The sequence below is a fragment of the Roseovarius maritimus genome, from assembly GCF_043355895.2.
Classification (GTDB): domain Bacteria; phylum Pseudomonadota; class Alphaproteobacteria; order Rhodobacterales; family Rhodobacteraceae; genus Roseovarius; species Roseovarius maritimus.
Map to the genome: position 1 here is coordinate 222338 of NZ_JBHFPF020000005.1, position 10943 is coordinate 233280.

General features: G+C 62.3%; 9 protein-coding genes and 1 pseudogene. 5 read left to right on the forward strand and 5 right to left on the reverse strand.

All coding sequences use genetic code 11. The annotated features are described in order from the left end of the window. Window positions 1-86: 86 nt before the first annotated feature. Together ACEWPM_RS11960 and ACEWPM_RS11965 are read left to right on the forward strand one after the other, a co-directional pair. Entirely contained in the window at window positions 87-518 is a 432-nt protein-coding gene (locus tag ACEWPM_RS11960) for a DUF302 domain-containing protein (RefSeq protein WP_393962226.1), read from the forward strand. A gap of 140 nt (window positions 519-658) precedes the next feature. Further along, window positions 659-1735: a YeeE/YedE family protein gene (locus tag ACEWPM_RS11965; protein ID WP_393962225.1), complete on the forward strand. Its 1077-nt coding sequence runs from the start codon at window positions 659-661 to the stop codon at window positions 1733-1735. Here ACEWPM_RS11965 and ACEWPM_RS11970 read toward each other — a convergent pair. From ACEWPM_RS11970 to ACEWPM_RS11980, 3 genes are all read right to left on the reverse strand, one after another. Beyond that, window positions 1716-2759: a YeeE/YedE family protein gene (locus ACEWPM_RS11970; protein WP_393962224.1), complete on the reverse strand. Its 1044-nt coding sequence runs from the start codon at window positions 2757-2759 to the stop codon at window positions 1716-1718. The genes ACEWPM_RS11965 and ACEWPM_RS11970 overlap by 20 nt on opposite strands. 194 nt (window positions 2760-2953) lie before the next feature. Beyond that, entirely contained in the window at window positions 2954-3910 is a 957-nt protein-coding gene (locus tag ACEWPM_RS11975; protein ID WP_393962223.1) for an MBL fold metallo-hydrolase, read from the reverse strand. Further along, window positions 3907-4824 carry an MBL fold metallo-hydrolase gene (locus tag ACEWPM_RS11980; protein WP_393962222.1) on the reverse strand — a complete coding sequence of 306 codons (918 nt, stop codon included), beginning with the start codon at window positions 4822-4824 and terminating at the stop codon, window positions 3907-3909. The genes ACEWPM_RS11975 and ACEWPM_RS11980 overlap by 4 nt, the downstream gene beginning before the upstream one ends. 261 nt (window positions 4825-5085) lie before the next feature. Between ACEWPM_RS11980 and ACEWPM_RS11985 the strand changes: the two genes are divergently transcribed. From ACEWPM_RS11985 to ACEWPM_RS11995, 3 genes are all read left to right on the forward strand, one after another. After that, entirely contained in the window at window positions 5086-6654 is a 1569-nt protein-coding gene (locus ACEWPM_RS11985; protein WP_393962221.1) for a Re/Si-specific NAD(P)(+) transhydrogenase subunit alpha, read from the forward strand. A gap of 13 nt (window positions 6655-6667) precedes the next feature. After that, window positions 6668-8185 (forward strand): NAD(P)(+) transhydrogenase (Re/Si-specific) subunit beta, encoded by a 1518-nt coding sequence (locus ACEWPM_RS11990; RefSeq protein ID WP_393962220.1) that lies wholly within the window; start codon window positions 6668-6670, stop codon window positions 8183-8185. A gap of 122 nt (window positions 8186-8307) precedes the next feature. After that, complete coding sequence (locus tag ACEWPM_RS11995; protein ID WP_393962219.1) at window positions 8308-8607, forward strand: hypothetical protein; 300 nt, start codon at window positions 8308-8310, stop codon at window positions 8605-8607. 881 nt (window positions 8608-9488) lie between these two features. Here ACEWPM_RS11995 and ACEWPM_RS12000 read toward each other — a convergent pair. Beyond that, window positions 9489-10046, reverse strand: a complete 558-nt coding sequence (locus ACEWPM_RS12000; protein WP_393962443.1) for a site-specific integrase — start codon at window positions 10044-10046, stop codon at window positions 9489-9491. A gap of 126 nt (window positions 10047-10172) precedes the next feature. Next, window positions 10173-10403, reverse strand: a pseudogene (locus tag ACEWPM_RS12005) (DUF6538 domain-containing protein); the annotation flags it as partial. Between the last annotated feature and the right edge of the window lie 540 nt (window positions 10404-10943).

The following is a 10943-nucleotide window of genomic DNA, read 5'->3' on the forward strand; positions in this document are numbered from 1 at the left end:
CACCAATCCGGCCCGAGCCTGACTTATATCAAGGTGCGGGCCATCCGGGCATGCTTGAGTGGTGCCCGAACAACGGAGGACATCACATGAAACGTTTCATTCTGGCCGGTATTCTGGCCCTCGCCGCAGGGCCGGGCAGCGCGGCGGATCAGGCCGTCACCTATCCTTATGAGGGCAGCTTCGGCGATGCTGCCTTCGCGGTGGAAAACGCCATCATCGGGCGGGGCCTCGTCATCGACTATGTCAGCCACACTGGCGAGATGCTGAACCGCACCGCCGAGGATGTGGGCAGCGACAAGGAGCTGTTCGTCGAGGCCGACATCTTCCTTTTCTGCTCGGCACAGGTGTCGCGTCAGGTGATGGAGGCCGATCCGATGAATATCGCGCATTGCCCCTATGGCATCTTCGTCGCCGATCAGGCCGGCGAGGTGATGATCGGCTATCGCACCTATCCCGAGGGGCCGATGCAAGAGGTGCAGGCGCTGCTGGACGAGATCGTCAAGGAGGCGATGGAATAGCGCGCCTCTGCATTGCGGCGGTGCCCGCGCGCGCCGCCGGTTTGCGCTAGAACAAGGTCCCATTGCGCAGGACATGCGATGTCATGGCACGCGGGCGATTCGCCCGTCCTGTTGTCGTAGCCAATGAGAGAGGCTGTCAGATGTTGGACGCATTGCTAGACCGCTTTGGCGACGGGGCCGTGCTGGCCATGGCCGGGGCGCTGGTGGGCGTCATATTCGGCGCGGCTGCACAGCATTCGCGGTTTTGCCTGCGCGCCGCCTCTGTTGAGGTCGCCGAGGGGCTGCTGGGTCCGCGCCTTTATATCTGGCTGATCGCATTCACCGCCGCTGTGGCCTCGGTGCAGGGGCTCATCGCGCTTGGCTGGCTAGACGTGTCCGCCTCCCGCCAGATCGCCGCGACGGGTAGCCTTTCGGGCGCCATCATCGGCGGATTGATGTTCGGCTGTGGCATGATCCTTGCGCGAGGCTGTGCCAGCCGTCTGCTGGTGCTATCGGCCACGGGCAACTTGCGAGCCATCGTGACCGGGCTGGTTTTGACGCTGGCGGCGCAGGCCGCCCTGCGCGGTGTTCTGGCCCCGACGCGCGAAAACCTTGCCGCGCTCTGGCTGGTTCAGGGCGGGGATGCACGCGATTTGCTGGCCCGGCTGGGGCTGAGCGCCGAGATCGCGGCTATCTCGGCAGGCGCGGCGCTGACCCTCTCGCTGCTGCTGGCGCGGCGCAACATGGTGCCGCTCAGCCGTGCGCTGGCGGCGGCCATCGTGGGATTTGCCATCGCTTTAGGTTGGGCCACAACCTACGCGATCTCGCAGGTCTCTTTCGAGGTCGTGCCGATCTCGTCCGTCACCTTTACCGGCCCGTCCACCGATACGCTGATGGGCCTTGTCGATAATACACGCTTGCCGTGGAGCTTTGGCGTCGGCCTTGTCCCCGGCGTCTTTGCCGGCTCGGGCCTGATGGCGCTGGCCACGCGCGAGGCCAGGATTGAGCGCTTCGGTCCCGGAACTCCGATGGAACAATACCTCCTGGGCGCCGTCCTGATGGGCTTCGGCAGCATGTTGGCGGGCGGCTGCGCCGTGGGTGCGGGCATGTCCGGCGGCTCGGTCTTTGCCCTTACCGCCTGGGTTGCGATCACCTGCATGTGGATCGGCGCCATGGCAACGCACCGCCTTTTGGCCAGTGCGCGCCGCGCCGCGCCGATCACTCCGCCGGCTGAATGACCGGCGCGCGTGCCAATGCACGATCGGCAATCAACGCGCCCGCCGCGATCGAGGCCAGCGCGACAATCGCCGCAACGCTCAGCATCGATACACCCGACAGACCCGCGCCCACGGTGCATCCCCCGGCCAGAACACCGCCAAAACCCATCAACGCGCCACCCGCGACATAGCGCAGGGTTTCAGGTGCGCCGGAGAAGCTGGCAAAGGCCAGCTCGCCCCGGATCAGCGCCGAAAGGAACGCCCCGGCAAAAACGCCGCCCACAACGCCCACACCGAACCCGGCAGAGATCGAGCTGGACGCGACAGTCCAGAACAGCGTGTCGGCCCAAGTCGAGGTGAAGGCCATTGAATCCACGGGCAGCGGGTCAAACTCATCCATCAAAAGCCAGCCGGTCGCGATCCAGCCCGCCACAACGGTCAGGCCGATCACAGCCGCCAGCGCCACATGCAAGGCGCGGGGGCGCAAGGCCGAGATGGCCGCGACAAGGCCGGCGATCAGCAGCGCCGCCCATGTCAGCATTCCCCCCGGCAGCTCGGCCAGTGAGGCGATGCCGATATCCGTCGTGACCGATCCCAGTGCAACGCGCACCGGCGCAAAGACTCCCTTGAGGGTGGCATGCGCCACCAGGGCAAAGACCAGCAGAACCGTCAGTGCGCGCAGGTTGCCGGTACCGCCCAGCACGGTCAGGCGGCTGACGCAGCCGCGCGTCGCCACCATGCCGATCCCAAAGGCCAGGCCGCCCACGATGATCGCCAGCAAGGGCAAGTCATTGACCATCAGGCGATGGTCCGACAGGTCCACCCAACCGGCCCAGATGGCCGCGCTGGTAGCGGCGATCGCGGTGGCGAGGGCGGCGGCCCAAGTGCCCAAAGCGGGCGCTCGGTCCGGCCCGGCGACAAGACCGCGGCGCAGGCAGAAACGGCTGATCTGGGCAGCGATGCCAAACATCAGTCCCAGCGCAAGCCCCAGGATGAGGCGCGCGCCCTGAGCGTCGACCGGCAGATCGTAGAGTTCAAAAAGCATGACGGATAAGCCCCCAAAGCGAAGCGTGGCAAAGATCCGCCTTATCTCTGGCTTTGCGCCTTTAGGTCAAGCCACACAACTCAAGACGCTGTTCCGCCATGGCGCCGCAGGTCGGAACACTGTTCCAACAAGAAAGGGTCGCGCAGATAACCCGCGCGACCCTGTTCCGAAAACCTGAAAATCGGCCCTCATTCTCAAAATTGCTCGAACTCCAACTGCTCGAACACGCGCCCGGCATTCTTGGTGGCCAGCTCCTCGAACGTATCCAGAGTGGCATAGGGAGATTGATCGACGTAATACGCCTCGGCCAGCCCGCCGCCCTCGTCCAGAACCGCGCCGACCTGCTCGCGCAGATAGACGAGGTAATCCTTGGTATAGCGCCGGACCTGATCCATGTTGGTCGGGTGGCCATGCCCCGGAATGACGTAAGTCGCCTCCAGCGGCTCGAACGCGCTGTCCCACGTCTCAAGCCAGTCGGCGGTCATGGTGTCGGGAAAGATCGGCAGCATTCGTTCGTGAAACGCCATATCGCCCGAAATGACGAGGTCCTGGTTGGGCAGCCACAGCACGATATCGCCGGGCGAATGGGCGGGGCCCAGATAGCGCGCCTCGATCCGAAAATCGCCCATCTCGACGGCGTACTCATCCTCGAAGGTCTCGGTCGGCACCTGCACCTCGGTCCCCTCAGCACGGTCCTTGTTATAGCCCTGCATGGATTTCAGGATCGCGGGTCCATGTTTTTCCACCACTTCGGCGGCATCGACATGGGCGACGATGGGCACGCCCTGCTCGGCCCAGTAATTGTTGCCCAGAACAGCGTGGCCCTGTCCGTTCTCGTTGAAGACCAGCTTGACGGGCTGATCCGTCACGGCCTTGATCTCGTCATGCAGCGCCTTGGCAAGGCCATAGGACGCGCCGCCATTCATCACCACGACGCCGTCACCGGTGACGATGAAGCTGAGATTGTTGTTATGGCCCGCATTCTCATAAGTGGGCGGGGCGGTGGCGCCGATAGCGGAAAAGACGCCGGGAATCACCTCCCACGGTTTGTCGTAGAGCAGCGAATCGGGGTATTTGTCCGCGATATCCTCGCTGGCATGGGCCGTGGTGGCAGCCGCCAGCAGTATCAAGGGTAGGGTCCAGCGCATCATGCATCCTCCGCCGCGAAGTGGTAATTCTCGCCGTCCCGCTCGACCCGGCCCAGCCCGCCATGCGGCAGGTGAAAGCCCAGAAGCGTGATGTCATCCGTTGCCAGCTGATCCAGCAGGCGCATCCGTGTCTTGGCCCCCAGATCCTTGTCCTGATCAGCGCCGCTGGGCCAATCGGGCCGCGCGAAGGCCACATGACCATTGCCGATGGCATCGCCGCCCACCATCAGCGCGTCCGAGCCATTTCGGACCTCGAATGACATATGGCCGGGCGTGTGGCCGGGCGTTGAATGCGCCATGACCCCCGGCAGGACTTCCTGACCACCGTTGAAGAACTCGATGCGCTCCTCGATGGCCGCCAACCGCCGCGCCGCGCCTACGGCAAAGGACGCGCGTGCCTCGCCTATGGTGCTGACGGTATTGGGATCGGTCCAGTAATCCCATTCAGCCTGCCCAATCATCAGTTCGGCGTTTGAAAAAATCGGCTCGTCGAAATCGTCGAGGATGCCCCAGAGGTGATCGGGATGGGCGTGGGTAAAGACGACATGCGTGATGTCCTCGGGCGCCAACCCCTCGGCTTCGAGACTGCTTTGCAGCTTGCCGGCGCTGGGCATGAAGGCGGGGCCGGAGCCGGCGTCAAAGAGGATCGTCTTGTCGCCCTGCCGCAGCAGCGTCAGGTTGCAGGGCGGCTCCAACTGGTCACGCGGCACATTGTAGCGCGACAGGATCAGGTCCAGCTCGCTCTCGGGCAGACCCTCGAACGCGAATTCGGGCGGCAAGACCAGATGCCCGTCGCTCAGCGCGATCACTTCGGCCTCGCCCAGCCGAATCGCGGTGCGTGCCAGCGACAGCGAGGGCACACCACTCAGCGCCAGGCCTCCCAGACCGGCCAGAACCGTTCTTCTATCCATATTCATGTTATTTCCTCCCACGGAAACAAATTCCATTTGCTGAATATCGCATCACGGGGGGAACAAGTGCAACACCTGGCTCAGCCGCGATGCAGCGCCGGGGCGGGAGGGCGCCGAAGGCCTCTTTGACCTTCCTCGTTGCCAAGATGCCTCTCACATGCTTATTTTTCGATGTGTTGCGGCGGGCAGGCATGCTCGACGAGAAATTCAACCGGAAATGGCCGCGCTTTTGCGGGCTGCGCCGGAAAACAGGGATGATGGTCGAACGTGAAAATCGGTGTTCCGAGGGAGATCCTCGACGGGGAAGCGCGCGTGGCAATGACGCCTGACAGCGCGGTGCAACTACAGAAACTGGGCTATGACTGCGCGATCGAGAGCGGCGCGGGCCGGCTGGCCGGCTTTGCCGATGCCGATTACAAGGCCGCGGGCGTCGAAGTGGTCAAGACCGCCGCCGCCCTATGGAAGGTCGCCGATATCGTCGCCAAGGTGCGCCCCCCCACCGGGACCGAGCTGAAACGCCTGCGCAAGGATCAGACGCTGATCACCTTCTTCAATCCGGGCGGCAATGACGACGGAATGGAGGCGGCGCGCAAATCCGGCGCCAGCGTCATCGCGATGGAAATGGTCCCGCGCATCAGCCGCGCCCAGAAGATGGATGCGCTGTCGTCCATGGCCAATATCGCGGGCTACCGCGCCGTCATCGAGGCGGGCAGCAATTTTGGGCGCTTCTTCACCGGCCAGATCACGGCGGCGGGCAAGGTGCCGCCGGCAAAGGTGCTGGTCATCGGCGCTGGCGTCGCGGGCCTTGCCGCGATTGGCACGTCCACGTCGCTGGGCGCTGTCACGCTGGCCTTCGACGTGCGCCCGGAAGTGGCCGAGCAGGTCGAGAGCATGGGCGCCGAATTCGTCTATCTCGATTTCGAGGAGGCGGCAGACGGCTCCGAAACAGGCGGCTACGCCTCCGTCTCCAGCCCCGAGTTCCGCGAGGCGCAACTGGCCAAGTTCCGCGAGCTGGCGCCCGAGGTGGACATCGTCATCACCACGGCCCTCATCCCCAATCGCGAGGCGCCCGAGCTGTGGACCGAGGATATGGTCAAGGCGATGAAGCCCGGCTCGGTCATCGTGGATCTGGCCGCCGAAAAGGGCGGCAATTGCAAGCTGACGGTGAAGGACGAAAAGATCGTTACCGACAATGGCGTCACGATCATCGGCTATACCGATTTTCCCAGCCGGATGGCGGCGCAGGCCTCCAGCCTCTATGCTACCAACATCCGTCACATGATGGCCGACCTGACCCCCGAAAAGGATGGCACTCCCGTGCATGACATGGAGGATGACGTCATCCGCGGCGCGACCGTGGTCCACGCGGGCGAGATCACCTATCCGCCCCCGCCGCCCAAGATCAAGGCCATCGCGGCCAAGCCGAAACAGGCCGCACCGGCCCCGACCGCAGAGGAGAAAAAGGCGCAGGAGCTGGCCCTCTTCAAGAAACAGACCAAGACACAGGCCATCCTCCTCGGCGTCGGCGCGGCGATCATTCTATTGGTCGGGGCCGTGGCACCCGCAAGCTTCATGAGCCATTTCATCGTCTTCGCATTGGCCTGTTTCGTTGGCTTCTCGGTCATCTGGGGCGTGTCACATTCGCTGCACACGCCGCTGATGGCGATCACCAATGCGATTTCGTCGATCATCATCCTTGGCGCGCTGATGCAGATCGGGTCCGGCTCAATCCTGGTGATCGTGCTGGCGGCGCTGTCGGTCTTCATGGCCGGGGTCAACATTTTCGGCGGGTTCCTCGTCACGCGGCGCATGCTTGCCATGTTCCAGAAATCCTGAAGGGGCACACGCTATGGAATACGGATTCACAACGGCCGCCTATGTGGTGGCGGCAGTCCTCTTCATCCTGTCACTGGGCGGGCTATCGGGTCAGGAAAGCGCCAAGCGCGCAGTCTGGTATGGCATCATCGGCATGGCGCTGGCGGTGCTCGCCACGTTGATCGGCCCCGGTACGGGCCTGTGGCTGCTGTCGCTGCTGCTGATCGCGGGCGGGGGCGCCATCGGCGTGGTCGTCGCCAAGCGGGTGCAGATGACGGAGATGCCGCAACTTGTGGCGGCGATGCACAGCCTTGTCGGTCTTGCTGCGGTTTTCGTGGGCATGATCGCGCATTTTGAGATCGGGCGCGTGATGGCCTCTTTCGCTGATGCGGGCCTCGCTTTTCCGCGGGATGTCCCTGATTGGTCGCTGACGGCATCGCAGATCGCAGAGCGTGCCGCCGCAGCTGGCGAGCTTACCGGGAGTTTCGGCACATTCGCCGCGCTCATCGCCAAGAAGACGGCGGTCGAGCTGAACATCCTGCGCGTCGAGCTGTTCCTCGGCGTCTTCATCGGTGCGGTGACATTCACCGGCTCGGTCGTGGCCTATGGCAAGCTGGCCGGGCGCGTATCCTCGGCGGCGAAAAAGCTGCCGGGTGGTCACATGCTGAACGCGGGCGCAGCGGCGATCTCGCTGATCTGCCTGATCTGGTATTTCAACACCGGCGGGTTCTTTCCACTGCTGGTGATGACGCTTCTGGCCGGGTTCATCGGGTATCACCTGATCATGGGGATCGGCGGCGCCGACATGCCCGTGGTCGTGTCGATGCTGAACTCCTATTCGGGCTGGGCGGCGGCGGCGATCGGCTTTTCGCTTGGCAATGATCTGCTGATCGTGGTTGGCGCGCTGGTCGGCTCGTCCGGTGCGATCCTCTCCTACATCATGTGCAAGGCGATGAACCGCTCGTTCATTTCGGTCATCCTCGGCGGTTTCGGGGGCTCCGCCGGCCCCGCGATGGAGGTCGAGGGCGAGCAGGTGGCCATCGACGAGGCCGGGGTCGCGGCGGCGCTGAACGAGGCGTCCAGCATCGTGATCGTGCCGGGCTACGGCATGGCCGTGGCGCAGGCGCAGGGCGCGGTGTCCGATCTGGTCACCAAGCTGCGCGCCAAAAGCAAGAATGTGCGCTTTGCCATCCACCCGGTCGCTGGCCGCCTTCCCGGACACATGAACGTCCTTCTGGCCGAGGCCAAGGTGCCCTATGATATCGTTCTCGAGATGGACGAGATCAATGACGATCTGAAGGACACCGACGTCGTGATCGTCATCGGCTCGAACGATATCGTGAACCCGGCGGCGCAGGACGATCCCAACTCGCCCATCGCGGGCATGCCCGTGCTGCGCGTCTGGGAGGCGGGGCAGGTCATCGTGTCCAAGCGGGGGCAGGGCACCGGGTATTCCGGTATCGAGAACCCGCTCTTCTACAAGGACAACACCCGCATGTTCTACGGCGATGCCAAGACGTCGATGACGTCGCTCCTGCCGCTGATCGACTGACCAACTGCGCGGCCTTCGGGCCGCGCAATTCCCGCCATCAAGGGCGAGGGGTGCGGCGATCTCCGCAGGTTAACCGCCTGGTTGAGACCGTCAGCGCGATCAGCCGACGTTGCCTGACCGCCTTGAGCGTCACAAAAGCCAAAAACGTGCGCAGCTCTGTTGGCAGGGATCTGGCCCTCAGCGCCACGCACGTCACCTCGGCCGGCCTTGGTCATTGCGAAGGCATCGCGCAGACCGGGCGGGAAGCGCATCAGGCTGCACGCGAAGCCGTGCATATCACCTCCCCCCGAGGCACGCTCGCGGACGTCATCGCCCGCGCGCAGAGCGGCGATAAGATGGAGACGCCACCCGGCGAGGACATCGCGATCGATCCGGAACCCTACCAGCGAGCGGTTTCGGCGACACCGTTCGAGAAACCGTAAAGGCCCGGCGAAGAAAGCCGCTCAGAGACCGCATGAAAACCCGCTGAATATTTGCCTGCGCCGCACGCGCTTGCGTCGAGATATTACGAAAACCCAGCCCGATACGACCGCTCCCGATGCGCCATAGTGGTGCGATCATCATCAGGCCAAGATGAATACTCAAAAGAGCCGTCGGGGATGTATCCCCGCTAACTGGTCGTCGCGCCAAGCCAGCGCGACCGTTCTCTCGGTCTTCTGCTCCGACGGGAAATCTTTCGGTGCCGGCCGCCGCGCATGACGGATAAGCCGTACATGATTACTCTCACCACGGCGCTGCTCACGTTCCGACTTGAGGATTCGCCGGATCGCAAGTGACGAAATGTCGCGGAAGTCGACACTTTGGTAGCGCGCATACTGCGAGATCCTGCGCAGGAGTGTCTTGATGTCGGCGTCGGACCGTCCGAAGCCTTGCCTTCCAAGTTCACGCAGATGCTGACCTGTTTCAGGGGGCCGTTGCCATGGAACAGAAGAACGCACAGCACCGGCATCCGCAAGTCATGGCGCGCCAGAAGCCGGCGTGCTGTGACGAGAGTCATTTGGTCGTATTCGCGCTGGAATACCCGGACGGATGACGTCAGTTTCTGGGCGAGGTTGCCGGGTGCGTGATGTGCGGGGGCGATCATTATGGCCTCCAGATGTTGCGTTCTGGATAGAAGTTGGAGCCGATCGCGGGCGCACATAAATGCGTCGGCATCGATTTCTTACAGATTACTGGATGACGGTCTGGTGCCAATTGTGCTGAAGGTCCTCAGCGTTCCGAGAGGGTCTTGGCATGCGCAGCCTTCACCGCGACGTCGGGCACGAATTAATCGATCATGTCCTGACGTGGACCGATGAGGTAGCTATGCCCAAGGATCGCGCTGACGCGAAATGCGGCGTTTGTCCATGCTCGAGGTCTTCAGCCGACGCCAAGGATGCTCTCTGACGATCACATGGGGCGTGTCACTGTCTAACTTGATGTCGTCGAGTGCGAGACCTGTTGCTTCCGCAAGCCGCATACCGCTGTCTGACACTAGGGAGACCAGCCAACGCAATTCATCATCCTGGTCACGACATGCAGCTTGGATATCCGCGATTGCCTCTTCGGGAATTGGCTGGCGCTCGGTAACGCCTGCCTTGCGATCAAAGTAGACCTTCGCAAATGGGTTGTTCAGATCAATCCCGACTTCCGAGGCGGCAAAATTGATGATGGACCGCACCGTCCCGAAGACCCGTGTTATGCTGCTACCTGCAAGACCCTTGCTGACGAGCGCATCCCGAAACTTATTGGCGTCCTTGCGTGAATGGGTCGTGATGCTCTTGTTGCCGCAGATGTCTATGAGATAGCCGCAGGAGCGCTCCGCCGCCCGCTTGAACGTATCCGGGCGGCCTTGACCCTTCAGCCGTAGATAGATCGCCACTGCCTCTGAAAGGTCTACGGCGTCGCCAGCGTCTTGTGAAATCGGGCCGCGAGAATGTGGCTTGCTTTCCGCGTCTCGTAAGAGGTGCTGACCCGACAGATCACATTCCTGCAGCCGCAGGTGATACCAATATTCATCAAGTCTCTGGGCGGCGCGAATTGCTCTTGAGGTCGCAACCGATGCAGACTTGGTTCGCAGCGAACATGACACCCGCGACGAAGAATAATGATGCTTTAGGTCTTGTGGCAGCCTGCGGCTAAAGTAGTAAACGCCTGCTTTGACAAATGCGTGGGGTGCGTGTGGTATACGCCATGTACTACGCTTGCTCCATCCTGAGATAAAGCTGAGGCAAAACAACGGCTTGTCTTGAGTATTGGTGCCCAGGAGAGGACCTGTTGCGTTCTAATAATGTATATATAACAGTAACTTACAATCCTGTAAATGAGCGTTGTGGACCTGATTGTGGACCCACTTAGAAGTCAGAGATCAGAGAATCTCATCGTCTCCGCCACCCACACATAAATTATGATTATGAATAAAAATCAGATACTTATGTGCGGCGTAGAATTTCCAACCACACACGATAACCACACACACCGGCCACACTCAAAAAGCCTTCCACCCGTGGCTGGACGTTTTCACCAGTCCCCGACCTCCACATAACTTGCTGACGACGATAAGCGTCTTGCCAGTCGGGAGTGTTAGTGGAAGAGGTTCAACTAGGCTTGTTGTTGCTCAGGGGGCCGATGAGTGAAACGTCAGCCAAAACGCCAACCTGAGGGTGATCTAGGGCAGCGCGGAGACACTTCTGCGGTTTTCAGTGTCAATCAGCATTCAAAATTGACCCCTTATCGGCGTCCAATACTGACCCCCTCTGGTTCTGAGCTGGCCCGCCGC

Bases quoted from the DNA above. Each gene is read 5' to 3' on its own strand.
- ACEWPM_RS11960 (WP_393962226.1), top strand. From the start codon at position 87: ATGAAACGTTTCATTCTGGCCGGTATTCTGGCCCTCGCCGCAGGGCCG.
- ACEWPM_RS11965 (WP_393962225.1), top strand. From the start codon at position 659: ATGTTGGACGCATTGCTAGACCGCTTTGGCGACGGGGCCGTGCTGGCC.
- ACEWPM_RS11970 (WP_393962224.1), bottom strand. From the start codon at position 2,759: ATGCTTTTTGAACTCTACGATCTGCCGGTCGACGCTCAGGGCGCGCGC.
- ACEWPM_RS11975 (WP_393962223.1), bottom strand. From the start codon at position 3,910: ATGATGCGCTGGACCCTACCCTTGATACTGCTGGCGGCTGCCACCACG.
- ACEWPM_RS11980 (WP_393962222.1), bottom strand. From the start codon at position 4,824: ATGAATATGGATAGAAGAACGGTTCTGGCCGGTCTGGGAGGCCTGGCG.
- ACEWPM_RS11990 (WP_393962220.1), top strand. From the start codon at position 6,668: ATGGAATACGGATTCACAACGGCCGCCTATGTGGTGGCGGCAGTCCTC.